Source organism: Vreelandella malpeensis (assembly GCF_020622355.1).
GTDB classification, from domain to species: Bacteria; Pseudomonadota; Gammaproteobacteria; order Pseudomonadales; family Halomonadaceae; genus Vreelandella; species Vreelandella malpeensis.
Window position 1 is genome coordinate 467781 of record NZ_WHVL01000001.1, and the last position, 23675, is coordinate 491455.

Annotated in this window: 25 protein-coding genes; 13 read left to right on the forward strand and 12 right to left on the reverse strand. The window is 64.3% G+C overall.

The annotated features are described in order from the left end of the window. Positions 1 to 79: 79 nt before the first annotated feature. Positions 80 to 1204, reverse strand: coding sequence for a M20 family metallopeptidase (locus GEV37_RS02115; RefSeq protein ID WP_227388519.1), 1125 nt, complete (start codon positions 1202 to 1204; stop codon positions 80 to 82). A 185-nt stretch (positions 1205 to 1389) separates the two neighbouring features. Here GEV37_RS02115 and GEV37_RS02120 point away from each other — a divergent pair, with 185 nt between their 5' ends. Beyond that, the gene (locus GEV37_RS02120; RefSeq protein ID WP_227388520.1) at positions 1390 to 2334 is read left to right on the forward strand and encodes a LysR family transcriptional regulator; all 945 of its coding nucleotides are present in this window, start codon (positions 1390 to 1392) and stop codon (positions 2332 to 2334) included. A gap of 32 nt (positions 2335 to 2366) precedes the next feature. Next, the gene (locus tag GEV37_RS02125) at positions 2367 to 2663 is read left to right on the forward strand and encodes a DUF1330 domain-containing protein (RefSeq protein ID WP_227388521.1); all 297 of its coding nucleotides are present in this window, start codon (positions 2367 to 2369) and stop codon (positions 2661 to 2663) included. 49 nt (positions 2664 to 2712) lie between these two features. Here the strand turns inward: GEV37_RS02125 and GEV37_RS02130 are convergent, their stop codons facing one another. Then, entirely contained in the window at positions 2713 to 3396 is a 684-nt protein-coding gene (locus GEV37_RS02130; protein WP_227388522.1) for an IclR family transcriptional regulator, read from the reverse strand. A 232-nt stretch (positions 3397 to 3628) separates the two neighbouring features. Here GEV37_RS02130 and GEV37_RS02135 point away from each other — a divergent pair, with 232 nt between their 5' ends. The 7 genes from GEV37_RS02135 to GEV37_RS02165 all read left to right on the forward strand — a co-directional run bounded on the left by GEV37_RS02135 (position 3629) and on the right by GEV37_RS02165 (position 10457). Further along, the gene (locus GEV37_RS02135) at positions 3629 to 4888 is read left to right on the forward strand and encodes a CaiB/BaiF CoA transferase family protein (protein ID WP_227388523.1); all 1260 of its coding nucleotides are present in this window, start codon (positions 3629 to 3631) and stop codon (positions 4886 to 4888) included. Next, complete coding sequence (locus GEV37_RS02140; RefSeq protein WP_227388524.1) at positions 4885 to 5721, forward strand: citryl-CoA lyase; 837 nt, start codon at positions 4885 to 4887, stop codon at positions 5719 to 5721. Before GEV37_RS02135 ends, GEV37_RS02140 begins: the two co-directional genes overlap by 4 nt. Continuing rightward, a complete protein-coding gene (locus GEV37_RS02145) occupies positions 5718 to 6689 on the forward strand; it encodes a hydroxyacid dehydrogenase (protein ID WP_227388525.1) in 972 nt (323 codons plus the stop codon). The genes GEV37_RS02140 and GEV37_RS02145 overlap by 4 nt, the downstream gene beginning before the upstream one ends. Then, positions 6686 to 7387: an RraA family protein gene (locus GEV37_RS02150; RefSeq protein ID WP_227388526.1), complete on the forward strand. Its 702-nt coding sequence runs from the start codon at positions 6686 to 6688 to the stop codon at positions 7385 to 7387. The genes GEV37_RS02145 and GEV37_RS02150 overlap by 4 nt, the downstream gene beginning before the upstream one ends. 94 nt (positions 7388 to 7481) lie before the next feature. Continuing rightward, a complete protein-coding gene (locus GEV37_RS02155; protein ID WP_227388527.1) occupies positions 7482 to 8453 on the forward strand; it encodes a Bug family tripartite tricarboxylate transporter substrate binding protein in 972 nt (323 codons plus the stop codon). 49 nt (positions 8454 to 8502) lie between these two features. Further along, complete coding sequence (locus GEV37_RS02160; protein WP_227388528.1) at positions 8503 to 8955, forward strand: tripartite tricarboxylate transporter TctB family protein; 453 nt, start codon at positions 8503 to 8505, stop codon at positions 8953 to 8955. Then, on the forward strand, positions 8955 to 10457 hold the full coding sequence (locus tag GEV37_RS02165; RefSeq protein WP_227388529.1) for a tripartite tricarboxylate transporter permease: 1503 nt from the start codon (positions 8955 to 8957) through the stop codon (positions 10455 to 10457). The genes GEV37_RS02160 and GEV37_RS02165 overlap by 1 nt, the downstream gene beginning before the upstream one ends. 76 nt (positions 10458 to 10533) lie before the next feature. Here GEV37_RS02165 and GEV37_RS02170 read toward each other — a convergent pair whose 3' ends face one another. The 3 genes from GEV37_RS02170 to GEV37_RS02180 form a co-directional block, all read right to left on the reverse strand. Then, a complete protein-coding gene (locus GEV37_RS02170; RefSeq protein ID WP_227388530.1) occupies positions 10534 to 11514 on the reverse strand; it encodes a TAXI family TRAP transporter solute-binding subunit in 981 nt (326 codons plus the stop codon). Then, the gene (locus GEV37_RS02175) at positions 11511 to 13523 is read right to left on the reverse strand and encodes a TRAP transporter permease (protein ID WP_227388531.1); all 2013 of its coding nucleotides are present in this window, start codon (positions 13521 to 13523) and stop codon (positions 11511 to 11513) included. The genes GEV37_RS02170 and GEV37_RS02175 overlap by 4 nt, the downstream gene beginning before the upstream one ends. A 267-nt stretch (positions 13524 to 13790) precedes the next feature. Next, positions 13791 to 14291, reverse strand: coding sequence for a LysR substrate-binding domain-containing protein (locus GEV37_RS02180; protein WP_227388532.1), 501 nt, complete (start codon positions 14289 to 14291; stop codon positions 13791 to 13793). Between GEV37_RS02180 and GEV37_RS02185 the strand changes: the two genes are divergently transcribed. The 4 genes from GEV37_RS02185 to GEV37_RS02200 all read left to right on the forward strand — a co-directional run bounded on the left by GEV37_RS02185 (position 14292) and on the right by GEV37_RS02200 (position 16181). Then, on the forward strand, positions 14292 to 14576 hold the full coding sequence (locus GEV37_RS02185) for a Rid family hydrolase (protein WP_338035097.1): 285 nt from the start codon (positions 14292 to 14294) through the stop codon (positions 14574 to 14576). A 143-nt stretch (positions 14577 to 14719) separates the two neighbouring features. Further along, positions 14720 to 14935: a hypervirulence associated TUDOR domain-containing protein gene (locus GEV37_RS02190; RefSeq protein ID WP_227388533.1), complete on the forward strand. Its 216-nt coding sequence runs from the start codon at positions 14720 to 14722 to the stop codon at positions 14933 to 14935. A 13-nt stretch (positions 14936 to 14948) separates the two neighbouring features. After that, positions 14949 to 15263 (forward strand): DUF6482 family protein, encoded by a 315-nt coding sequence (locus GEV37_RS02195; RefSeq protein WP_227388534.1) that lies wholly within the window; start codon positions 14949 to 14951, stop codon positions 15261 to 15263. 171 nt (positions 15264 to 15434) lie between these two features. After that, positions 15435 to 16181, forward strand: a complete 747-nt coding sequence (locus GEV37_RS02200; RefSeq protein WP_227388535.1) for a YoaK family protein — start codon at positions 15435 to 15437, stop codon at positions 16179 to 16181. Here the strand turns inward: GEV37_RS02200 and GEV37_RS02205 are convergent. From GEV37_RS02205 to GEV37_RS02235, 7 genes are all read right to left on the reverse strand, one after another. Next, positions 16178 to 16843, reverse strand: a complete 666-nt coding sequence (locus GEV37_RS02205) for a TetR/AcrR family transcriptional regulator (RefSeq protein WP_227388536.1) — start codon at positions 16841 to 16843, stop codon at positions 16178 to 16180. The genes GEV37_RS02200 and GEV37_RS02205 overlap by 4 nt on opposite strands. Positions 16844 to 16865: 22 nt before the next feature. Beyond that, positions 16866 to 18470: a gamma-glutamyltransferase gene (gene ggt, locus GEV37_RS02210; RefSeq protein WP_227388537.1), complete on the reverse strand. Its 1605-nt coding sequence runs from the start codon at positions 18468 to 18470 to the stop codon at positions 16866 to 16868. 24 nt (positions 18471 to 18494) lie between these two features. Beyond that, positions 18495 to 19781: a TRAP transporter large permease gene (locus GEV37_RS02215; protein WP_227388538.1), complete on the reverse strand. Its 1287-nt coding sequence runs from the start codon at positions 19779 to 19781 to the stop codon at positions 18495 to 18497. Then, positions 19778 to 20281: a TRAP transporter small permease gene (locus GEV37_RS02220; RefSeq protein ID WP_227388539.1), complete on the reverse strand. Its 504-nt coding sequence runs from the start codon at positions 20279 to 20281 to the stop codon at positions 19778 to 19780. The genes GEV37_RS02215 and GEV37_RS02220 overlap by 4 nt, the downstream gene beginning before the upstream one ends. Positions 20282 to 20332: 51 nt before the next feature. Next, positions 20333 to 21343 (reverse strand): TRAP transporter substrate-binding protein, encoded by a 1011-nt coding sequence (locus GEV37_RS02225; RefSeq protein WP_227388540.1) that lies wholly within the window; start codon positions 21341 to 21343, stop codon positions 20333 to 20335. A gap of 202 nt (positions 21344 to 21545) precedes the next feature. Continuing rightward, positions 21546 to 22490 carry a DUF808 domain-containing protein gene (locus GEV37_RS02230; RefSeq protein WP_227388541.1) on the reverse strand — a complete coding sequence of 315 codons (945 nt, stop codon included), beginning with the start codon at positions 22488 to 22490 and terminating at the stop codon, positions 21546 to 21548. 102 nt (positions 22491 to 22592) lie between these two features. After that, positions 22593 to 23609, reverse strand: a complete 1017-nt coding sequence (locus tag GEV37_RS02235) for a methionine synthase (protein WP_227388542.1) — start codon at positions 23607 to 23609, stop codon at positions 22593 to 22595. Positions 23610 to 23675 lie beyond the last annotated feature (66 nt).

Sequence of the window (23675 nt, forward strand, 5' to 3'; positions counted from 1 at the left end):
AAGGGTTTGCGTTTCACGTGAGAGTTTCCCGAACGTTGTCGTTTGTTATTCATTGATCGTTGCTGGGGTCAGCGCCGATTCAAAGCCGTGCGATGAGTGCGGCCAGCATCGCGGTGCGCGGCACCACATTGGCCAGCAAAATATGCTCGTACTCCGCGTGGGGGGCGGCACCCGTTGCCCCAAGCCCATCGAGGGTCGCGATGCCCTTGGCCGCGGCGAAATTACCGTCACTGCCCCCGCCCACGGAGGCCTCCTCCAGGCTGAATCCAAGCTCCTCGCCGGCAGCGCATGCCAGGGCGAACAGCCGCTGGGTGGCGTCGGTGCGCGCCATGGGCGGGCGGGTCATGTCACCGCTGATCTCCAGATGCGTACCCGCAAGCGAAGGGTGCGAGTCGTAGATGGCCTGCTGCAGGCGCTTGGCCTCTTCCAGGGTGTTCACGCGAACATCGATGCCCAGCCGCGCCTTTTCCGCCACCACGTTGAGCGGCCCACCGCCTTCGGCGAAGCCCACGTTCACCGTGGTGCCCTTGGCGTGGTCCGCCAGCCGGTGCAGGCGCTGGATCTGGTGCGCCATCTCTTCCACGGCGCTGGCCCCGTCTTCCGGGTTATTGCCCGCATGGGCGGCCTTGCCGGTGATGCTCATGTAGTAGCGACCCGAACCCTTGCGCGCGGTCTTGAGCGCCCCTTGGTTCGCCGTGGCCGGCTCGACCACCAGCACCACATCGTTTTCGAGGGCTTCTTTCTCGATGCGCTGGCGCGAGGTGGGGCTGCCAAGCTCCTCATCGCTGGTGCACAGAAAGCGCACCTGACAATCCGGCCACTGGTTGACTTCCCGAAGCGCCCGCACTGCCCAGATGGCCTGAACCAGTCCCGCCTTCATGTCCAGGATTCCCGGGCCGTAGAAACGCTCGGCTTCCCGGCGAATGTCGAGCCGCCCGATCTCCCACACGGTGTCGAAGTGCCCCAGGATCAGCACGCGCTTTTGCCCCTGGCCCACGGTGAAGCCCAGGTGATCGCCCTTGTCCGGCTCGGGAAACACCTCGGGCGTGGCGCCCAGACGGCGCTCGAACAGACCTGCCAGCACTTGGCCGCAGGCGTCCACCGCGGCCTTGTCCAGGGAGGGCGATTCCGCCCGAACCAGCGTTTCGATATCCGCCAGAATCTGCTCTTGATGAGTGTCGAGGTAGGTGTGAATCGTGCTCATGAAGCCTCTCGAATGTTGATGTGGGTATGATCGTGCGCGGCAATCAAACAACGCCATCGCAGGAAAACACCGGTACCATCAGTATGTGAGTAGCGACATCGCTGAAGAATGAGAAGCGGGCGACCGAATCGTTGACTTCATGTCAACACTTGCCGCCCGAGGGGAAGACCAGGAGGACACCGATCATGGTGCAACAGGGCATTGACAAGGAGATCACCGAGTACCGGCTCGCCTACCTGTACGAGGTGGCGGAGCAAGGAGGCATTCGGGCGGCGGCGGACACCTTGAACGTCAACCCGTCCGCCGTGAGCCGCCAGATCGCGCTGCTGGAGCGCCACCTGCAGATTCCGCTGCTCGAAAAGCAAGGGCGAAACGTCATCGTCACCCAGGCGGGCAAGCTCTTGATCGACCATCACCGGGAGATGCTCTACCGGCGCCGGCGGCTGGCGGAAACCCTGCAGGACATGCGCCACCTGCGCCGGGGTAGTGTCAGCGTGCGGGTTGGCCAGGGCATCATCAACGAGTTCGTCACAGGGCCGCTTCGCCGGTTCAGCGCCGAGTACCCGGATGTCTTCGTCGACATTCACTCGGGCAACATGAGTGAAACCATCAGCCTGATCCTGCGGGGCAAGGTGGACATGGCGGTCAGCTTCGGCCCGTTGGGCGACCCGCCGGTCACGGTGAGAAGCTTTCAGCGCGGGCCTATCTGCGCGCTCTTTCCCCCGGCCCACCCGCTGGCCCGGCAACCCAGCATCTCTCTGGAAAGCCTGGCCCGCCAGCGGTTGATCTTCATGGCAGAGCAGTTCGGCATTCAGCTCTATATCAACGAGATGTTCCGCGAGCGCCGCCTGGCCCCGCTCCCCGCCTTTCAGTGCAACCATTTTTCCACGGCGGTGGCGCTGGCCATGGAGGGGATGGGAGTGGCGTTCATGACCCAGACCTCATCTCAATACCTGGTCGACCGCGGCGACATCGCCGCCGTCCCGATCGACCACCCCCTGGCCCACACCGCGACCTTTCACCTGGTGCGAGGCCAGGGCCGACGATTCACCCCGGCGGCGGAACATCTGTGGAAAGTGTTGATCAATTCGATGCAATCAGACATACAGGACAATCCGCCTACGCGGTAAACGCAACCCGACAAACCTGCCAGGAGAATTTCATGCCCGCTTATGTCGTACTGACCCGCGAACGCACCCACGACGCCGACGAACTGGCGCAGTATGGTGCCAAGGCAAAGGCCGCCCGCGAAGGCCACGCCCCAGAGCCCCTCGCCTTCTACGGCGACTTCGAGGTACTTGAGGGAAGTGACATGGAAGGCGCGGTGATCCTGCGCTTTCCCGACATGGCCGCCGCCCGCGCCTGGTACCAGAGCGATGCCTACCAGGATGCGCGCCGCCACCGCTTCCAGGGCGCCGACTACCGGGTGTTCCTGGTGGACGGCGTGGACAACGCCTGAGCCTTGCCCCCTCGCGCCGGGCAGCGGTGCTTACGACCGCCGAATCTGACTAGGGCAAGGCCTCGCGCAAAGCGTCACGGCTTCTCTCGAGCAGGGCCACGGTCGGTGCGAGCTTGTCTTCGGTCAGCCGGGTGATCAATGCCGAAACGGAGATCGCGCCGCGCAACACGTTGTGACGGTCGAGTACCGGCAGGGCGATGGCCGCCACGTCCGGGTCCCGCTCTCCTTGGGAGAAGGCGTACCCCTTGGCCCGGATGTCGTCGTAGAACGCCCCCTCCTCGCCCGTGAACGCCAGCAGCACGCGCCCGGTCGCCCCTCGTTCGATAGGCAGGACGGCGCCTTCGTCCAGATGATGCCGGGCGGGTTTTGGTGAGTTCATCCGGTAAAGGCACATCCGCTGGTTACCCAGGCGAATGAAGAACGAAGCGGTTTCCTGGGTCTGCTCCACCAGGTAGGCCAGTTGCGGGCGCACGAGATCCCCCAAGTCCCCCGCAGGCCGGAAAAGGTTCCCCAGCCGCCAGAGACTCGGCCCCAACGCATAGGCGCCCCCCTCCTCCTTCACGATATAGCCAAACCGCTCGAGTGAGCCGATCAAGCGAAGAATGGTGCTCTTGTAGAGCCCCGTTCGCTCTGCCAAGGCGCCCAGCGACAGCGACCGCTCCTGCTCGTTGAACGCCTCCAGGATCGATAGCGCTCGCTCCACTGCCTCTACCCGCTGTTGTTTCTGGGTCAATCCTCACCTCCCTGCGTCGCTACCGTTCTGCCTGATAGAACGCAATGAAAATAAAATAGAACGAATTTGACAGCGCAAAAACGTTCTGTCATACAGAACACTATTATGCCTGACAGAACATTACGTTTCATAGAACCATGTTTCACAGACCTATGCTTCATAGAACAACGTTTCATAGAACAACAGGGAGTCACGATGCTCATCCCCCCACTTTCAACGCTGGTCGCCGCCCATGTCTGAGCTGCTTGCAGGTATTCGCGTACTGGATCTGACCAATGTGCTGGCCGGCCCCTACTGCTGCTATCAGCTGGCACAGCAAGGTGCGGATGTCATCAAGGTGGAACAGCCCGGTTCCGGCGACCTGGCTCGTCAGCTCGGCGCCGATCCGGCCTTGAACGCACAACTGATGGGCGTCTCGTTTCTGGCCCAGAATGCGGGCAAACGCTCCATCGCGCTTGATCTTAAATCCAGCGAGGGCAAACGAGCCTTTCTCAAGCTGGTGGAGACGGCAGACGTACTGGTGGAAAACTTTCGCCCCGGCGTCATGGAGCGCCTGGGGCTCGGTCACGATTACCTGCACACCCTGAACCCAGGCCTGATCTACTGCGCCATTTCGGGTTTCGGCCAGACCGGACCGCTGGCGAAAAACCCGGCTTACGATCAGATCATCCAAGGCTTGTCCGGGGTGATGAGCGTGACCGGGGATGCCGACTCCGCTCCGCTGCGCGTGGGCTACCCGGTCTGCGACACCATTGGCGGCATGACCGCGGCCTTTGCCATCTCGAGTGCGCTGGTCGGACGCCAGCGCACCGGCCAGGGGGAGGTCATCGATGTTTCCATGCTCGAATCCATGATGGGCACCATGGGCTGGGTGGTCTCGAACTGGCTGACCGCCGGCATCGAGCCCTCCCCCATGGGCAACCAGAACACCACCGCGGCACCGTCAGGCACCTTTCGCACTCAAGAGGGGCTTTTGAACATCGCGGCGAACAAGCAAGAGCAGTTCGAGATCCTGTGCGCGCTCATCGAGCGTCCGGACCTGCTCGAGGACCCGCGCTTTCAAAAGCGCGAGGCGCGAAAGCAACATCGACAGGCCCTCACCGAAGAGCTCGAGGCCGCCCTACAGGCCGCCACCGCCGAGCAGTGGGCCTTGAAACTCAACGCCAAGGGCGTGCCCGCGGGTGAGGTCCTGACCGTTCCCCAGGCGCTGCGTCACCCGCAAATCCAGGCCCGGGAGCTGACCCGCACGTTTGCGGCCACCCCTGGCCGTGCGCCGCTGAGCGTGGTGCGCTCGGGCTTTCGCCTGGCCAGCGGCGACCCCGCCCCCCGCACGCCGCCGCCCACGCTTGGCCAGGATACCGACGCGATTCTCGAGGAGCTTGGCTACGACGCCGATGCCCGAGCCGCCTTTGGCGCGCCGTGCCCGACACTTCGCCCGACGGGGACCTCCCCCGCCGCCTCTTCTCACGACAACAACGAGCCCGAACAATGACCGAAGAGACCCCGCGTACCGCCGGTGAAGACTGGTGGTCCACCGAGATCATCGAGATGCGCCCCGGCATGATCCGCTACCGCGGCTACGCCATCGAAGAGCTGATCGGCAGGATCGGCTTCCCCGACATGATCTGGCTGATGCTGCGCGGCGATTTGCCGAGCGCGGCCCAGGCAACGCTGTTGAGCACCGTATTGATGAGCGCCGTGGACCATGGCCCCCAGGCGCCCTCCATCGCCATCGCCCGTATCGCCTCCACCTGCGGCGTCGGCATCAACAGTGCCATGGCCTCGGCCACGAATGCGCTGGGAGACGTGCACGGCGGCGCGGGAGAGCAGTGCGTCACGCTCTATCTCGCCATCGCTGCACGTCATAAAGCCGGCGAGAGCTTGTCCGACGCTACCCGAGCGGAGCTCGACGCGCTGCGAGCTTCCGGGGTGCGCTACGTGCCCGGCTTCGGCCACCGCTTTCACCCCCGGGACCCGCGTGCCCCCCGGCTCATGGAGGTACTGAGAGCCACCACGGATGCAAGTATCGACAAGGGTTTCGCCGACATCGCCGAAGAGGTGGAACGCCAGATCTCTAAAGGACGCAGCCGACCCATCCCCATGAACGTGGATGGTGCTACCGGCGCGATCTACGCCGCTCTCGGGTTTGCCCCGGCCCTGTGCCGCGGGCTCTTCGTGCTCTCCCGGTCGGTCGGGGTCATGAGCCATGCCTGGGAGCAGATGCAGCGTCCAGAGCGCAACAAGGGGCCGCTTCCCAGAAGCGAGACCTGGACCTACACCGGCCACCCGCCTCGCTCCGTCGAGCCCGAAGGTAAGCGTCCATGAGTCCGACGATTCTGGTGACGGCGCCTCGGCTGGCGAACGAGGGCCGCCGGGTGCTCGAAGATGCCGGGTGCCAGGTGCTGTTCGTTCCCAAGGGCGAGGAGGATCGGCTCCAGCAGGTGCTGGCGAGCCGGCCCATCGATGCGATCATCGCGCGTACTCTGACGCTCGACCGGGACGCCATCGCTGCCTGCCCGGGGCTTCGTGCGATCTCTCGCCATGGGGTCGGCCACGACGCCGTGGATCTCGACGCCGCCGCCGAGCGGGGCATCCCCGTCTCGGTCGTGGGGGAGACCAACGCCCAGTCGGTGGCGGAGCTTGCCATCGGCCTGATGATCGCCTGCGCTCGCCGCCTTCCGGACGCCCACGAACGCATTCGCCTGGGCGAGTGGCCGCGTCAGACCCCGGGGGTTCAGCTCGCCGGGCGGACGTTAGGGCTGGTGGGCTGCGGCACGATCGCCACCCACGTGGCGCGCATCGCTACGGCCCTGGGCATGCGTGTGGTGGGCTATGACCCAGGGCGCTCGGCGCTGCCCGCCCCCATCGAGAAAATCGCGAGTCTGGAAACACTGCTGGGCATGAGCGATGTGCTCTCCCTGCACTGTCCGCTACTGCCTGCCACCCGCCACGTGATCGACGCCACGGCGTTGGCCACGCTGCCCGCCGGGGCGTTCGTGATCAATACGGCGCGGGGCGGGTTGATCGACGAACAGGCGCTGGCCCAGGCCATCACCTCAGGCCATATCGCCGGTGCCGGGCTCGACACCCTCGAGATGGAGCCCCCCCGGTTTGATCATCCGCTTTTGAACATGGCCGGCGTTGTGCTTACCCCGCATGTAGGGGGGAATAGCGACGCGGCCCTCGCCGCCACCGCGCGCGCCGCCGCGGAAAACGCTCTGGCCATGCTGGCGGGCAAGCCCCCGACCCATGGCCGAATCGTCAACGCCCATTTACTGGAGAGCACCTCATGACCGCTTCTTCCACACCGACCGCCTGGCCCAGCGGCTTTGACGTTCAACCGCGTCAAGCCACGCTGTCCTCGCGTTTGCTCGAGGCCTTTGCATCGATACCCGTGGCCCACGCCGGGGACGTCCTGGGGCGTCACACCGGTGCAGTGGGGCTCAAGGCCTATCACAACGACCTGGGCCTGACCCTGTGCGGTAGCGCGATCACCGTGCGCACGCGGCCAGGAGACAACCTGATGGTTCATGTCGCCATGCAGCGCGCCCAGCCCGGTGATGTCATCGTCATCGACGGTGGTGGCGATCTTTCCACCGCCGTGATCGGCGGGCTGATGCGCACCACCGCCGTGGCACGCAAGCTGGGTGGGTTCGTGATCGACGGCGCGCTTCGCGATGTCGCGGAGTGGGCCGAAGGTGGACTGCCCGTCTATGCCCGGGGGCATGTCCACCGTGGGCCGAGCAAGGATGGCCCAGGCCAGATCAACGTGCCCATCGCCTGCGCGGGCATGACGGTGATGCCGGGGGATCTGATCCTCGGCGACGCGGATGGGGTCATCGCCATTCCTGCTCACGAGGCCGAGGCGGTACTGGCTCTGTGCCAGGCCCATGCCCAAAAGGAGGATCGCATCCGTGCCCAGAACGAAACCGGCGCGGTGGACCGCGAACGCTTCGATCTGATCCTGCGCCAGAAGGGCTGTCCCGTGTGACACGGCTCCGATTGGATCCTGGCCCTGAACGACGCTCACTCACGACCACGTTTTAGAACAACAAAGACCCTTAACGCTTTTCGAGGAACACGCCATGAAAAACAATACGCTGAAAAAACTCGCCTGCGCTCTGCTTGTCACCCTTCCCGCGGTGGCCTCGGCCCAGAACTACCCGCAAGGATCGATCGAGTTCATCGTTCCTTTCTCCGCCGGGGGCGGTACGGACTTTGCCTCTCGGGTATTGACGGAAAAGATGGCCGAGCAGCAGGGCTGGAACTTCGTCATCGAGAACCGCGGCGGTGCCGGGGGCAACATCGGGCTTGCCCAGCTGACCCGGGCGGCGAAGGATGGCCAGGTGCTGGCCATGGGCCAGACCTCCAACATGGCCATCAACCCGACCCTTTACGCCAACATTCCCTACGACGCGTTGACCGATTTCACCCCCATCGCTCTGGTCAGCTCCCAGCCCATGGTGGTGGCGGTGTCCAAGCAGTCCGCCTACGACGACTTCGCCGCGCTGGTCGAGGCCGCCCGGGAGAATCCGGGCAAGGTCTCCATGAGCACCCCCGGGGCCGGCACGGTGAGCCACCTGGCGATGGAAGTCTTCAGCAACCAGGCGGATATCGAGTTCATGCATATCCCCTACCCTGGCGCCGCCCAGGCGGTGACGGACGCCATCGGCGGCCACGTGGATTTCGTGGCGGCGAGCTTGCCAAGCGTGCTTTCCCACCTTCGCTCGGGATCGCTCAAGGCGCTGGCGGTCACCTCCCGCGAACGTAACGACGCCCTGCCGGAAACGCCGTCGGTGGCCGAGCTTGGCTACGAAGGCTTCGAGGCCTCGGACTGGAAGGCGGTGGTCGGCCCGGCAGAGCTGCCGGAGGACATCGTTGCCACCCTCAACGCGGCGGTCAACGAAGCGCTCCAGGACGAGCGTCTGCGTACCACGATCGAGAACGAAGGCAGCACCGTGGAAGGCGGCACCGCTGAGGAGTTCGCTGACTTCCTGCAGGCCGAACATGCACGCTGGGCCGACGCCGTCACGGCCTCGGGTGCCACCGTTCAGTGATCATTCCGGGTCGGGTGGTGCGCCACCCGACCCGACGGGAGACCTTGTCATGCTGAACCGCGATATCGTCGATATCTTCACAGGCCTGGCGCTGGCCGTGTTCGGTCTCGTCATCGCCCTTTACGCGTCGAGCCATTATCAGTTGGGCACGCTTCAGCGCATGGGCCCGGGCATGGTGCCCATGGGCATCGGCGCGATCACCGCCTTGCTGGGGGCGTTGCTTGCCGGCGGGGGAGCGCTGCGACCCCGGGTTGCGCTATCCGGCATCGAGTGGCGGCCGCTTCTGGCTATTCTCGGCGGCATCTTGACCTTCGCCATCGCCGTTCCTCGGGTGGGGCTCGCCCCGGCCATTGCCACCATGACGCTGGTGACTAGCCTGGCCGACCGCCAACTGCGCCTGAAAACGGTGGCACTTCTCATCGTCTTTCTGGTCCTCGCCGCCATCGTGATCTTTCGCCTGGCGCTGGGCATGAACATCCCGATTGTCAGGTGGGCCTTTTAATGGATTTCTTCGGCAACCTCGGACTTGGCCTGCAAACCGCCCTGTCCCTCACCAACGTCTTCTACTGCTTCGTGGGGGTGTTTCTCGGCACCCTGCTCGGGGTCATTCCCGGCATCGGCGTGCTGGCCGCCATCTCCATGCTGTTCCCCATCACCTTTCACATGGAGCCGACCTCGGCGCTGATCATGCTCGCCGGCATCTGGTACGGCACCAGTTATGGCGGCAGCACGGCCTCGATTCTGCTCAACGTTCCCGGCACGCCGGCCAATGCGGTGGTCTGCCTGGACGGCTACCCCATGGCCCAGCAGGGCCGGGGGGCGGTGGCGCTGTTCATGACCACCGTGGCCTCCTTCGTCGGCGGCTCCATCGGCATCGTGATCCTGACCCTGTTCGCGCCGGTGATCGCCCAGTACGCCCTGAGCATGGGCTCCGCCGAGTACTTCTCGCTGATGCTCCTGGGACTGGTCGCCGCCACCGGTATCGCCGATGGCTCTGCGGTGAAAGGGTTCGTCATGGTGATGCTGGGGATCTTTCTCGGCGGTATCGGCACCGACGTGTATACCGGCACCCAGCGTTTCGCCTTCGGCATTCCCGAACTGGGCGATGGCATCAGCCTGGTGGCCCTCGCCATGGGGGTGTTCGGTGTGGCCGAGCTGATCATCAGCGTCGGCAGCGTCAAGGGCAAGCGCTTCGAATCCTCCGATTTGACCCTGCGGGCGATGAAGCCCACCCGGGACGACATGAAACGTTCCTGGCGGCCGATGCTGCGAGGCTCCGGCATCGGCTCCTTCTTCGGCGCGCTGCCGGGTACCGGCCCCTCACTGGCAGCGTTTATCGCTTACGCCATCGAAAAGCGCACCGCCCGGGATCCGTCCCGTTTCGGCAAGGGGGCCATCGAAGGCATCACCGCACCGGAATCTGCCAATAATGCCGCAGACCAGACCTCCTTCATTCCTACCCTGGCACTTGGCATTCCCGGCAGCCCCACCATGGCGCTGATGCTGGGGGCGCTGATCATTCACGGCATCACGCCAGGCCCGGGTCTGATGACGGAACAGCCGAGCCTGTTCTGGGGGCTGGTGATGAGCTTCTGGATCGGCAACGTCCTGCTCGTGATTCTCAACGTGCCCTTGATCGGTATCTGGGTACGCTTGTTGGCCGTGCCCTACCATCTGCTCTTCCCGGCGGTGTTGATGTTCATCTGCCTGGGCACCTACAGCGTCAACAACAGCACCTTCGATGTCCTGCTGGTGATGGTGTTCGGCGCCTTGGGAGTGGGAATGCGCAAGCTCGCGTTCCCCGCTGCCCCCTTGATACTGGGCTTCGTGCTGGGGCCGATGATGGAGGACCACTTTCGCCGCGCCATGCTGCTGTCGTCCGGTGAGTTCGCCACGTTCGTCCAGCGCCCCATCAGCGCGACGCTCTTGGCGATCACGGCAGCGCTGGTACTCTGGAGTACGCTGTCGGCGCTACGCGCCCGGCGTCGTTCGACTAGCCAGTGAACCGTCGAAGCGCCTTCGAAAAAAAGCCCCCGCGTTCAAGCGGGGGCTTTTTCGTTGGGCGAACGGTGTCAAGGCATCACTCGGCTTCGGGCGGCACCAGGGCATCCGGCACGTCAACGCCGACTTCGCGGTAATAGCGCAGGGCACCCGCGTGCAGCGGGGTGGTGGTGTTCTCCACGGCGATCTCCGGGGTCATGCCCTCGGCGGGACCGAAGGTCTGGCCCAGGCGCTCGATGTTTTCCCAGTAGGCCCGGGTGATCTCGTAACCGGTTTCCTCGGAGAGCGCCTCGGTGGCGGCGATACCGATGTAGGAGCCCAGGGTGGTCGCCTCTTCCATGTCACGGTAAGTGCCCGCCGGAATCACCGCGCGGGAGAGAAACGGCAGCGCTTCGGTGGCCGTTTCGACCTGGGCGTCGCTCAAGGACAGAATGCGCAGCGGCCGGGCGGAGTGAACCTCGGTGAAGGCGGGAATGGGGGCGATGCCGTTGTAGCTGAAGCCCACGATACGCCCGTCGACCACCGCATCGGCGGCGTCGCCCATGCTCATGCGCTGGTAATCCGGGGTGATGTCGAGGGCGTCGAACACGAGCTCGGTGATGTACTCGCCGCCGCCACCGATGCTGCTGGGGTTGAAGCGCTCGCCGTCGAGCGCCTCGAAAGTCTCGATGCCGCTGTCCTGACGCACGGCCCAATGCATGGTGGAGGGGGCTACCCACAGCAGCATGCGCATCTGGTCGATGGCGCCGTTGGCGTAGCGGCCTTCGCCGTTATAGGCCTCGTAGGCGCCGGGAGCATCCACCAGCGCCAGGTCGATCTCGCCACGGTTGAGGCGAATGGTGTTTTCCCGGGAGCCGCCGGTTTCGCGCACCGAGATTTCCACCGGCGCATCGGCGCTGATGATGCGCGAAAGCTCCGAATAGCCGAAGTACCAGCCCGAGGCCGCCGGGGCGACACCGATGCTGATCGCCTCGTCCGCCAGGGCGGGGGTGGCCAGGGCGGCCGCCAGCACGCTCGACGAGAGCCAGGTGGCGGCGCGGGTCAGTGAGTTGCGGGTCATGAGTCACTCCTTGTTTTATTTCGATGGTATTGCCAGCCAAGCACCCCCAGGATCAGCACGATCCCGAAGGCATCGGTCAGCGCCTGGCCGTTGATCAGCATCAGCGCAGCGCCCAGCAGCAGGCCGCGCTCAAGCAGGCGGCAGGGTCTCAGAAAATAGCCGATGGTCGAGGCCGCCAGAGCGACGATGCCGAGCACCCCGGAGCCGATTGCCAGAGCCACCTCCAGCGCACTCCCCTGGCCCAGCAGCGGCGGATGGTAGATGAACATGAACGGGATCAGAAAGCCGCCCAGGGAAATCTTGGTGGCGGTCAGCGCCGTGCGGAACCAGTGGGCACCGGCAATGGCGCTGCCGATGTAGGCCGCCAGGGCCACCGGCGGGGTCACCCCGGACAAGATGGCGAAGTACAGGATGAACAGATGCGAGGCAAGGCTCGGAAGCCCCGCCTCGACAAAGGCCGCCGCCACCACGGAGGCCGCCAGCATGTAGGCGGCCACGGTGGGTAGCCCCATGCCGAGGATGATCGCCACCACCATGGCCAGCAGCAGCGTGATGAGCACATCACCGCCGCCCACCAGCAAAATCACCGACGACACCTTGAGGCCAAGCCCGGTCAAGCTGATCACCGAGGCGATGATCGCGACGCTACCGACGATGACCGCGATCATGGCGGCGGTCATGGCCCCGGCCTCGAGAGCCGCCGGCAGCGATTTCAGCCGATTCACGAACGAGCCGGGGCTGCGCGGCGAGACGAGATACAGCAAAAGCGCCGTGAAGTAGGCCGCCACCGCTGCAGTGGTCGGGGTGTAGCGCATCACCAGAAGACCGATCAGCACGATCAGGGGCAATACCAGGGTCTCGATGTTGAAAAGCCCCTGGCGCAGGGTGGGTCGCTCGGCCTTGGGAATCGGCGCAAGCCCCAGGCGCTTGGCCTCGAAGTGCACGCTCATCCAGATGGCGAGATAGAACAGCAGCGCCGGAATCAGCGCCGCGCCGATGATCTCCAGGTAGCTGGTCGAGATCACGTCCGCCATGACGAAGGCCGCGGCCCCCATGATCGGGGGCAGGATCTGACCGCCGGTTGAGGCGGAGGCCTCCGTGGCCGCCGCGAACCGAGGGCTGTAGCCGTTTCGCTTCATCATGGGAATGGTGAAGATACCGGTGGTAGCCACGTTGGCGGCGGTGCTGCCGCTGATGCTGCCGAACAGGGCGCTGCACAGGGTTGCCGCCTTGGCGGGCCCGCCCGCCATGCGCCCGGTCACCGCGTTGGAAAGGCGCATGAAGGTGTCACCGCCGCCGGTGGTGACCAGCAGCGCCCCGAACATGATGAAGATGACGATGACCGTGGAGGAGGTGCGCATGAGGCTACCGAAGATGCCCGTCGGCCCCATGTAGAACGTGGCCACCAGATCGTCCCAGCGAAAGCCGCCGTGGCCCCACACCCCGGGCAAGTGCTGGCCGAATGCCGCATAGGCCAGGGCGATCAGCACCAGCACAGGAAACGCAAGGCCGATGGCACGTCGACACGCCTCGAGCAACAGCACGATGGCCAGCGCGCCGCAGACGATGTCCGTGGTGGTGGGCATCAGGTAGCCCATGTCGTAGATGATGCGATCAAAATTGAGGATGTAATGGGCATTGACCCAGATACTCAGCACCAAGGGCACCAGGTCGTACCAGGGCACGCGCCGGGCGTCGCGCGCCCGGGCGCCGTAGGCGAGAAAGATCAGCGGCAGCGCAAACAGCAGATGCACCGCGTTCTGGGTGTTCAAGGGCCCGGTCAGGGCGGTATACAGATGAAAGATCGCCATGGTCATGGCGACGGCGCGCAGGATGAAGAACCAGGCGCCCACCAGGCGCCGCTTGCCCGAGTCCTCGGCGTACTTCTCGACCACCCCCGGGCGGGCCGCCGGGGGAGGACTTTCCCCAGGGGCGTCGTGGATCGTATTGCCGGCAGCGGCCTCGAGGGGCTGACCGGGCAAGGGGCTTGTGTGTGGCTGGCGTGTCATAGAATCAAAGGCTCGACTGGGCGCAGGGGGGCAGGCGACATTGCTGTTTGAATTATCTCGCAATTATGAAAGGTCAATCACCTAACAAAAGCAACCGATTCCGCCGCTTTGAGCCTTTTATCTACCGTCCTGGATGTCGGGTGATGACCCGCCCAAAGGGGCGTGATGGCCGACAAGCGCCACGACCCAGTCGATGAAGACACGAAGCTTGGCGCTGACGTGTCGGTTGGGCGCAAAGGCCAAATACAGCGGTATGGGCGTGACGTGTCAGGCCTCGAACAGCCGGACGAGCGTGCCGCGCTGGACATGCTCATTGGCCATGTAGTCCGGCAACCACAACACGCCGAGCCCGGCGAGCCCTGCCGCGAGCCCGGCGCTGCCATCATCTACCGAGATCACGTAGCGCCCACGGACGCTGACCGTCTCCGAGCCCCGGTGCAGGGTGTAGGCAGAGGTCATGTCGTAGTCGCGCCAGCGAAATCCCACCACTTGATGCGGCGATACCGAAAGTGCCCGGGGGTGGTCCGGCCGCCCTACCCGCTCCAGGTAAGCCGGGGCGGCGTAGATGCCCAAGGGGAGATCCACCAGATGACGAGCCACCAGGGAAAGATCCCGGGGCTCGCCGCCGCGTATCACGCAGTCGACGCTCTCGCCGATCATGTCCACCACCCGGTCGCTTACGCCCAGGTCGAGCTGGATATCCGGGTAGCGGGCGTAGAAAGCGGGCAGCGCTGGAATCAGGATCTGGCGGGCCAACGGCCCGGCCAAGTGGGCAGCCGTGAGGACGGCTCGCCAGCGCCAGACTTCGCCGACCAGGTACAGCTCGCCTTCGACAACCTCGAGAACGTGCTGAAGGCCGCCGGCGCCAGTTTCGATGACATCATCGATGTCACCACCTTCCATACCGACCCGGACGCTCAATTCGAGACCGTACTGGCGGCCAAGGCCCGAGCGTTTCCCCAAAAGCCCTACCCCAACTGGACGGCAGTGGGGGTGAACTGGCTCGCTGGCTTCGATTTCGAGATCAAGGTCATCGTGCGCCTGGCGGACTGACATCCACCCTTTCGCGCCAATCTCGGGTTTCTCGGGTTTCTCGGGTTTCTCGGGTTTCTCGGGTCGACATTGCCAAAATCCGCAAACTGTACAACTATTGTAAAATATATGTACGATAAAGTTTGTACGACAGGAGCAGGATCATGGCGGACTACCGGCAGCGCGAATGGGTGAAATGGAAGTGGGGAGACCACTGGGCCAAGGGTCAGGTCACCAAGAAGTATCACGAGGAGGTCACCCGCAAGCTTCAGGGCAGCGAGGTGACCCGCAAGGGAAGCGAGAAGAACCCGGCCTACCTGATCAAGCAGGAAGACGGCAGCCGCGTGCTGAAACTTCATACCGAGATCAAGAAGGCTTAGCCAAGAGGGCATCATGAAATTTGATCGGTTCAAACAACTAACAGCGGATGCTGCCATCAAGGAGCTGCATATCGAGTCCCACGAGGGCGATGTGTTCGTTCTACGGGCGGTGACTCAAAGCGGTGAAGAGGATGTTCTCGAGGACGCCCACGGCCAGCCCCTTCGGCCCCAGTCATTGGGGGATGCACGAAAGATGCTGATCGATGCCGGGGGCTTGGAGGAATTACCCCTGTTTCTGGTTCAACAAGTGCCCTACGACGAGATGATTGGCCTCGACGCTCGCCAGGAAGCTCACAAAACGCCGCTGACGCTCCACGCCGGGCTGTAAACCAGCAGCGACGCTTCTGAATGAAAAAGCCCTTTCCTGGTGAAAGGTTTTTTTGGGTTAGCGATGGCAGCCGACTCGAACAATCCTTCATTGATCCCTACATTAGATGAGAACTATTCTTCCCCGGAGGTATCCCAAGTATCGACTCGACAAGGACGCTGGAGATGTATTTTGCTGATCAAACGGAAGAAGGCTCGGTCCCATACCGAAGACCGCTATCTCGCGCTGGTGCTGGCCACCGCCGCCGGGGTACTCAATGCCATGGCCCTGGGGGCTTTCGGTTTTCTCCCCTCTCATATGAGCGGCAACGTTTCTCAGATATCTGACGAGGTGGCCAGTGCCGATACCTTCGGCTTTCTGTTTCTGGCGTTGCTGTTGCTGGCCTTCGTGACCGGTGGAATGCTGGCCCGAATGACCGTAGTACTGGGGGAGAAGATCCGTACCATCTTCTGTCTGATCCTGCTGGCGGAAGGAGTGGCCTTGGTGGGCATCTCTTTATTCGAGATCTTGATGTACTCCCCGCGCTTCAATTCCGAGGTACTGCTGGCCTTGGGCTTTCTGATGGGGGTGCACAACTCGACCTCGACCCAGCTTTCCAACGGACGCGTCCGCTCGACCCACGTGACCGGGACTCTGACCGACGCAGGCATCGCGCTGGGATCGTTTCTCTCTTCGTTCTTTTCCCGCCACAAGGCCCTGGACCGGCGATTTTTCCGCAAGCAGCTCCACACTCACCTGACCACGATCTTCTCGTTCCTGACCGGATGTATCGCGGGGCTTTTGCTGTTCAATCTGTTCGGTTTCAAAGCCATGCTGGCGCTCGGCGTGTTTCTGATCATCGTGGCGGTAAGCGCCATCGTGATCACGGTGCGCACCGCGAGCAAACTCATGGTGGCACGGCGGGCGCCCTCGCTCTAGCCGGGGGGCGTTGCCCGAGGGACGATACACAGATAGGAAAGAATCACTTCCACTGCGTGAGCCCGGCGCTGCGCCAGCCAGGCCGGGGCCGCCAGGTCCTGCTCGAAGATGATCGACAGCGTGTCGCGCTGGTTGATGTGGATGATTGCCAGCGAAAGAATCGAGATATAGAGCTGGGTCGGGTCCACCGCCGAGCGAAAGTCCCCCGCGCGCTCCCCGCGCGCCAGGGTCTCTCGGATCATCCCTACCAACGGGGTGGTCTGTTGCACCACGCGGCTGGATTTTCGCAACATGCGCCCGCCGAGCAGGTTCTCGTTACGTACCAGGCTCGTGAATTCCGGATGCTCGGCCATGTGATCGAAGGTGAATTCCACCAGCGCCCGCATGCCCGCCACGGGTTCGAGCCCCGCCAGGTTGAGCGCCTGCTCCTTGGTGCGAAGCTCCTCATAGACCCGCTCGAGCACGGCGAGGTAAAGCCCCTCCTTGTCGATGAAGTAGTGATAGGCCATGCGCACGTTGCACCCGGCGCCGGCCACGATGCGCTGCATGCGAGCGCCATCGTAGCCGCACTCACAGAACTCCCGCGTGGCGGCCTGCAAAAGGCGTTCGCGGGTTTCCCGGGCGTCGCGGCGCCGAGGGCTCGTCGTCTCGTTCTGGCTCATCCATTCCTCATCTTTGCTGGCTTTAGAGACCCAGCGCGATACCGTCGCTTCGCGGGTCGTGGGCGGCGAAGGCCCCCTTTTCCGGGTGGAGGAGCACCGCCCCGGGATGGCCCGCCAACGCGCTTTGCGCGGGTAGCAGGCTCACCTGGTGGCCGCGCCGAATCAGCTCGGCGACCACCTCGGCCCCGGCATCCTCTTCGAGCTTCAGAGTATCGCGGCCATCGGAGAAGGTACGCCCCAATAGAAAGCGCGGTGCCTTGAGCGCGCTGAGCGGGTCCAGGCCGTAGTCTATCAAGCGAGTGAGCACTGCCGCCAAGGTCTGCGGCTGGCCATCGGCGCCTTGGGTGCCATACAGCAGGCGCGGCTTACCGTTCACTCGGTACATGCCCGGGTTCAAGGTGTGAAAGGGCCGCTTGCCCGGTGCCAGCACATTAGGGTGGCTGGGGTCGAGGCTGAACGCCGCCCCGCGGTTGTGCCAGAGGATGCCGGTATCGCCGGCCGCCACGCCGCTGCCCCAATCGTAGTAGATCGTCTGCAGCATCGAGACGGCGTTGCCGAACCGGTCCGCCGCCGCGAGGTAGACCGTGTCGCCGTGCTGATAAGGATGTGGCCAGGCCAGCGCACGAGACGGATCGATGCTTGCGGCCTGGGCGTCGAGGTGCGCGGTGTCCAGCAGCCGCTCGACGGGTACCGAGGCGAAATCCGGGTCTGCCAGGTGGGCGTTGCGATCGAGGAAGGCGCGCTTCACCGCCTCGGCCAGCAGGTGGTAGTAGTCGGCGCTGCCCTCCTCGATGCCGCTTACGTCGAAGCGCTCGAGCATGCCCATGATCTCGAGGGTGGTCATGCCTTGGGTGGGTGGGCGATGGGCAAGAAGCTCCCCGCCCCGGTAGGCTACCGACAGCGGCGCCTCGATGCGCGCCCGGGTGGCCGCCAGATCCGCTGCGGTGAGCGGCGAGCCGGCCTCCTGAAGCCCTTTGGCGATACGCGCGGCGAGCTCGCCCTCGTAGAACTCCCGATGGCCGCGCGTGGCGATCGCCTCAAGGGAGTCGGCAAGCCGTGGCTGGCAAAGGGTATCGCCCTCTTGCGGCAGTCGGCCACCAGGCATGAAGAGCGCGCGCACGCCGGGCAGCTCTGCCATCTCGTCGCGGCGAAAATCGAGCCAGAACCGCTGCGACGGGCTGACCGCGAAGCCGTCGCGAGCAAGCTCGATGGCTGGCTCCAGCAGCGCCTGCCAGCTCATCGTGCCGCCGCACTGGCGGCGCGAAATCGCGTGGGCCTGTCCCCAGGTATCCACTGTGGCAGCGGTGGTCAGCAGAGAGCCCGCCCCTCGGGCCGGCAAGGTGCCGGAAAGATCGAGCCGCGCCTTGGGCGCCTGGCCAATGCCCGAAAGCGTTCGCACGCCGCCATCGGCATCGGCGATGATCATGAAGGCGTCGCCACCGAGCCCGGTGAAGTGCGGGTAGGTGACGCCAAGACACGCCCCCATGGTGATCGCAGCCTCCACCGCGTTGCCACCCCGGCGCAACACTTCGCGCCCCGCGTCGGTGGCCAGCGTATGCGGGCTGGTCACCACGCCGTCGAAGGAGTGGGCCAGCGCCGGTGAATCATTTCGCGTCGAAAAGACCAAATTGCAACTCCTTGTGCTGGCGGGCTAGCCGTAAACCGCCTGAGGCAGCCACATGCTGATTGCCGGAACGTAGGTCAGCAGAATCAGTGCGAACAGGGCGATCGCGATGAAAGGCAGCGCGCCGCGCACCGCCTGGACGTAGTCGACGCCCTTGAGCGTGCCCGCCACGAACAGGTTGAGCCCGAAAGGCGGGGTGAACATGCCGATCGCGCCGTTGACGGTAAGTACGGCACCCAGATGGACCGGGTCGATGCCGATGCGAAGCCCCACCGTGTAGAACAGCGGCGCGAGGATCACCATGATCGAGGAGGCATCGAGGAACATGCCGGCGATGAGCACGGTGACGTTGATCAGCAAGAAGATGTGGTACGGGTTCTCGGACAGCGACAGGATGGCGCCGGCCAGGGCCGTGGCCAGGCCGTTGCTGGTCAGAAACCAGGCCAGTACCGAAGCGGAGGCCAGAATGATCATGACCTGGGCGGTGGTGGTGGCCGCCTCGACCATGCTGTAGAACAGCGCCTTGAGGCTTTTCTCGCGATAGATCAGCGCCGATACGAGCAGCGCATAGATTACCGAGACCGCCGCGGCCTCGGTCGGGGTGAAGATTCCGAGATAAATGCCGCCCAGCACGACCACGGGCACCCCGAGCCCCCAGGAGGCCTCCTTGAGCCCGGTGAATACTTCCCGCCAGGTGGGCGGCGTCGTGGGTTTCACGCCATCTTTCTTGGCCCGGTACCAGCAGTAAGGCAAAAGGCACGCCGCATACAAGAGCCCCGCCCCCACCCCGGCCATGAACAGCGCCCCCACGGACACCCCGGTCACCGCCGCGTAGACGATCATCACCACCGAGGGCGGAATGATGATGCCCAGCGACCCGGAAGCCACCAGAAGGCCGATCGAGAACCGGCGGGAATAACCTTCCTTGCACATGGCCGGATACATCAACGAGCCGACCGCCACCACCGTGGCCGGGCTCGAGCCGGAAATGGCGCCGAAGAACATGCTCGACGACACGGCGGTCATGCCCATGCCGCCGGTGAAGCGGCCCACCAGCAGGTTGGCAAAGCCGATGATGCGCCGGGAAAGCCCACCCGCGCTCATCAGGCTGCCGGTGAGAATGAAGAACGGAATGGCCATCAGCGGGAACTTGTCGAGCCCGGCAAACAGCCGCTCCACCACGATGGCCAGGGGAATGTGGCTGAAGCTGCCCATCGCCGCCATGACGGAGCCGGCCAGGGCGATGAAGATGGGCGCGCCCACCAGCATCAACGCCGCCAACAGCACGAGAAACATGATTACCATGGTCGTCATCCAATCCGGTCGAGCCGGGCACTGCCCTGCTCGCGATCGCGCAGGGTGCGCAGAAAATGCTGCGTGAAGCGCAGCCCCATCAGCAGCGCCCCCACGGGAATGGCCAGCTGCACCACCCACATGGGCGCCTGCAGCGCCGAGCTGACCTGGCCAAAGCGATGGGTCTGCTCGGTGAGTTCGATGCCGTAGAACACCAGGAAGGCACAGAACACGATGGAAAGGCCATGGACCAGTAGCGTGAGCGCCTTGGCCACCGGGGCCGGGCTGAACCGGCGCAGAATATCCACGCCGATGTGAATGCCCTGGCGCGCGGCCACGCTCGCCCCCAGCAGCACCATCCAGACGATCTGGTAGCGCACCAGCTCCTCCGCCCAGGAGAAGCCATCGTTGAACACGTAGCGCGCCACGACGTTGGCGAAGAGAATCAACGAGGCGGAAAGGATCAGCAGACCGATCACCACCTCTTCACTGCGGGAGATCAAAGCGTCAAGTTTGCGCATGGCGGGTGTTACCTGAAACGGACATCGAAAAGGGCCAGGCTACGGGCCTGACTACTGGGCATCGGCAATCGCGGCATTGAACTCCTCGACGAGCCCGGCCCCGATGACGCTTGCGAACTCGTCATGCACCGAGGCGGTGGCGTCGCGAAACGCGGCCAGCTGTTCGTCGTCCAGGGTGCTTACCGCCGTGCCGCTATCTTCGATGGTGGCGATGTAACCCGCTTCCCGGCGCGCGGTTTCTTCCCGCTGGAAGGTGGTGGTCTCTCGGGCAACCTCGGTCAACAGCGCCTGGTGCTCCGGGCTCAGGGCATCGAACCAGCGCTGGCTGAACAGGAAGGCGTAGCCGAGGTAGGCGTGATTGCTGATGATCACGTCAGACTGCACTTCATAGAATTTCATCTGGGCGATGGAGACCAGCGGGTTCTCCTGGCAGTCGACGATGCGCTGTTGAAGGGCGTTGTAGGTCTCGCCGAAGGCGATGGGCACCGGGTTCGCCCCCATGGCCCGGAACTGCTCCATGATGATCGGGCTTTGCATCACCCGGACCTTCTGGCCGGCAAAGTCTTCCGGGCCGGTGACCGGCTGGTCGCAGGTGAACTGCTTGAAGCCGCTCTCCCAGAACGTCACGCCCTTCAGGCCCACCTGCTCGACGGTGGCCAGCAGGTCGTCCCCGGCCTGGCCATCCAGCACGGTGTGGGCCACGTCAGGCGAGGGAAACAGAAACGGCAGATCGACGATCTGCATGGCGGGTACGAACCCGGAGAGCTTGGCGGTGGGGATGATGGCCGCCTCCACCGCGCCCAGCTGCATCTGCTGGGTCACTTCCACATCATCGCCCAGGGTGTTGTTGGGAAAAAGCTGTACCCTGAGTTCGCCGCCGCTGCGCTCGGCCACGGCATCCCGAAAGCGCTCCGCCGCCAGGTGCTGGGCGCTGTCTTCCGGCAGGTCGTGATGAAACTTGATCAAGGTTTCGGCGCTGGCCATACCCGTGTGCGCCAGGGTGCCCAGTGCGATACTGACCGCCAATGCCTTCAGCTTGCCGCCGATGAACTGCTTTTTCATGGTGTGATCCTTGCCAATACGCCGTGTGATCGAGCGCTCGCCCGGGCGAGCGTATTAAGTAACCGTTTACTTAACGATCAGGATAAAGCAAGGAACGTGCCAACTCAGCGGGCGCCGTAGCAGGCGGGGTCTTGTCAGCGCAGGCAACGCCCGCGCACCATCGCGGTGCCGTTCAGACCCCGCGTGGGTCGAATTGGTGAGTTTACACCTGGGCCTTGGAGGATCGAGAGGAGACGGCGTTGACGGCCCCTACCACCGCCGAGCCCACCACCAGGCCGACTATCGCGGAGCACAGGGTGTTGAAGCTCCAGCCTAGAATGCCCCCCAGGGCCCCGGTGGCTTCGCCAATCCTGAGCTCCAGGTGATGCACCCAGGCATAGGGGACATCGAGCCATCCCACGCCTTCGGCGCCGAGGTTGACCAGCAGGATATGCCCGCCCACCCACAGCATGGCGATGGTGCCCACGAAGGCAATGAACGCCAACACCTTGGGCATGGCTGATACCATGCCCCGGCCCAGGGCCTTCATGCCGGCGCCGTCGCGCTTGGCCAGTCGCAGGCCGATGTCGTCCATGCGCACCAGTAGCGCCACCACCCCATAGACCAGAATCGTGATCACGAAGGCGACCACCACCAGGCTGATCAACTGAGACCAGAATCCCTGGTGAGACACGGAGGAAAGCGCAATGACCATGATCTCGGCGGAAAGGATCAAGTCGGTGCGGATGGCGCCGCTGACAATGCGCTTTTCCGCCTCCGGCCCCTTGACGACCGCCGGGGTGTCGTCGCGGTGACCCGAGAGCTTGTGCCAGACCTTTTCCGCGCCTTCGAAGGCAAGGTAGGTGCCCCCGATCATCAGAATGATCGGCAGCAGGGAGGGCAAGAAGTGATTGAGCAGCAGCGCCACCGGCAAGATGATGAGCAGCTTGTTGCGAATCGAGCCCAGCGCGATCTTCTTGACGATCGGAAGCTCGCGATCGGGGCTCACCCCTTGCAGGTATTGGGGGGTCACCGCCGTGTCATCGACCACGACCCCCGCGGCCTTCGCCGTGGCCCGCCCGGCGGCGGCGCTGACGTCGTCCAGCGACGCGGCGGAAAGCTTCGCCAGTGCGGCGATATCATCAAGCAATCCCAACAAGCCACCCATGCGGCGTCCTCCGTGAACCTGCGCTATGCGATCAATCAAACCCGATCAGTAAAGCATAGCCCGGACGGACGCGCTCGGGTGGCGTGAGCGAAGGCTAGCGCATCAAAGCTCGCGGCGCAGAAGCTCGGCCCCGGCGCGGAGCGCCTGAAGCTTGCCGCGCGCTACCGAGCGCGGCAGCGGCGCCATGCCGCAGTTGGTGCAGGGGTAGAGCTTGTCGGCATCGACGAACTGCAGCGCCTTTTTGAGCGTGGCGGCGACCTGTTCCGGCGTCTCGATGGCGTGGTTGGCGACGTCGATCGCGCCCACCATCACCTTCTTGCCGCGAATCAGCTCGATCAGCTCCATCGGCACGTGGGAGTTCTGGCACTCCAGCGAGACGATATCGATGTTGGACTGCTGGAGCTTCGGGAAGACCTCTTCGTACTGGCGCCACTCGGAGCCCAAGGTCTTCTTCCAGTCGGTGTTGGCCTTGATGCCGTAGCCGTAGCAGATATGCACCGCCGTCTCGCACTTGAGGCCCTCGATGGCGCGCTCCAGCGCCGCAATGCCCCAGTCGTTGACCTCATCGAAGAAGACGTTGAAGGCGGGCTCGTCGAACTGGATGATATCGACGCCGGCGGCCTCGAGCTCCCGCGCCTCCTGATTCAGCGCCTTGGCGAATTCCCAGGCGAGCTTCTCGCGGCTCTTGTAGTGATCGTCATACAGGGTATCGATCATGGTCATCGGCCCCGGCAGCGCCCACTTGATCGGCTTGTCGGTCTGGCTGCGCAAGAACTTGGCGTCCTCGACGAACACCGGCTGGTGGCGCTCGACCGCCCCGACCACCGTCGGCACGCTGGCATCATAACGATTACGGATGCGCACGGTCTGGCGCTTCTCGAAATCCACCCCGCTCAGGTGCTCGATGAAGGTAGTGACGAAGTGCTGGCGGGTCTGCTCGCCGTCACTGACGATATCGATACCCGCTTGCTCCTGCAGCGCCACGCGAAGCGCATCCTGCTTGCCCTCGACGAGCGCCTCGCCTTCGAGCTTCCAGGGCGACCAGAGGGTTTCCGGCTCGGCGAGCCAGGTGGGTTTGGGCAGGCTGCCCGCAGAGGAAGTGGGGAGAAGTTTGCTCATGTTCGTCAGTCCGTCAGCGGTTTCAAATCAGGGTCGTGTAACAGGTGCCGTCAGTGCCGGCGCGGT

Coding starts and splice junctions, on each gene's coding strand:
- GEV37_RS02115 (WP_227388519.1), bottom strand. CDS start 1,204: ATGAGCACGATTCACACCTACCTCGACACTCATCAAGAGCAGATTCTG.
- GEV37_RS02120 (WP_227388520.1), top strand. CDS start 1,390: ATGGTGCAACAGGGCATTGACAAGGAGATCACCGAGTACCGGCTCGCC.
- GEV37_RS02125 (WP_227388521.1), top strand. CDS start 2,367: ATGCCCGCTTATGTCGTACTGACCCGCGAACGCACCCACGACGCCGAC.
- GEV37_RS02135 (WP_227388523.1), top strand. CDS start 3,629: ATGTCTGAGCTGCTTGCAGGTATTCGCGTACTGGATCTGACCAATGTG.
- GEV37_RS02140 (WP_227388524.1), top strand. CDS start 4,885: ATGACCGAAGAGACCCCGCGTACCGCCGGTGAAGACTGGTGGTCCACC.
- GEV37_RS02145 (WP_227388525.1), top strand. CDS start 5,718: ATGAGTCCGACGATTCTGGTGACGGCGCCTCGGCTGGCGAACGAGGGC.
- GEV37_RS02150 (WP_227388526.1), top strand. CDS start 6,686: ATGACCGCTTCTTCCACACCGACCGCCTGGCCCAGCGGCTTTGACGTT.
- GEV37_RS02155 (WP_227388527.1), top strand. CDS start 7,482: ATGAAAAACAATACGCTGAAAAAACTCGCCTGCGCTCTGCTTGTCACC.
- GEV37_RS02160 (WP_227388528.1), top strand. CDS start 8,503: ATGCTGAACCGCGATATCGTCGATATCTTCACAGGCCTGGCGCTGGCC.
- GEV37_RS02165 (WP_227388529.1), top strand. CDS start 8,955: ATGGATTTCTTCGGCAACCTCGGACTTGGCCTGCAAACCGCCCTGTCC.
- GEV37_RS02170 (WP_227388530.1), bottom strand. CDS start 11,514: ATGACCCGCAACTCACTGACCCGCGCCGCCACCTGGCTCTCGTCGAGC.
- GEV37_RS02175 (WP_227388531.1), bottom strand. CDS start 13,523: ATGACACGCCAGCCACACACAAGCCCCTTGCCCGGTCAGCCCCTCGAG.
- GEV37_RS02190 (WP_227388533.1), top strand. CDS start 14,720: ATGGCGGACTACCGGCAGCGCGAATGGGTGAAATGGAAGTGGGGAGAC.
- GEV37_RS02195 (WP_227388534.1), top strand. CDS start 14,949: ATGAAATTTGATCGGTTCAAACAACTAACAGCGGATGCTGCCATCAAG.
- GEV37_RS02205 (WP_227388536.1), bottom strand. CDS start 16,843: ATGAGCCAGAACGAGACGACGAGCCCTCGGCGCCGCGACGCCCGGGAA.
- GEV37_RS02215 (WP_227388538.1), bottom strand. CDS start 19,781: ATGACGACCATGGTAATCATGTTTCTCGTGCTGTTGGCGGCGTTGATG.
- GEV37_RS02220 (WP_227388539.1), bottom strand. CDS start 20,281: ATGCGCAAACTTGACGCTTTGATCTCCCGCAGTGAAGAGGTGGTGATC.
- GEV37_RS02225 (WP_227388540.1), bottom strand. CDS start 21,343: ATGAAAAAGCAGTTCATCGGCGGCAAGCTGAAGGCATTGGCGGTCAGT.
- GEV37_RS02230 (WP_227388541.1), bottom strand. CDS start 22,490: ATGGGTGGCTTGTTGGGATTGCTTGATGATATCGCCGCACTGGCGAAG.
- GEV37_RS02235 (WP_227388542.1), bottom strand. CDS start 23,609: ATGAGCAAACTTCTCCCCACTTCCTCTGCGGGCAGCCTGCCCAAACCC.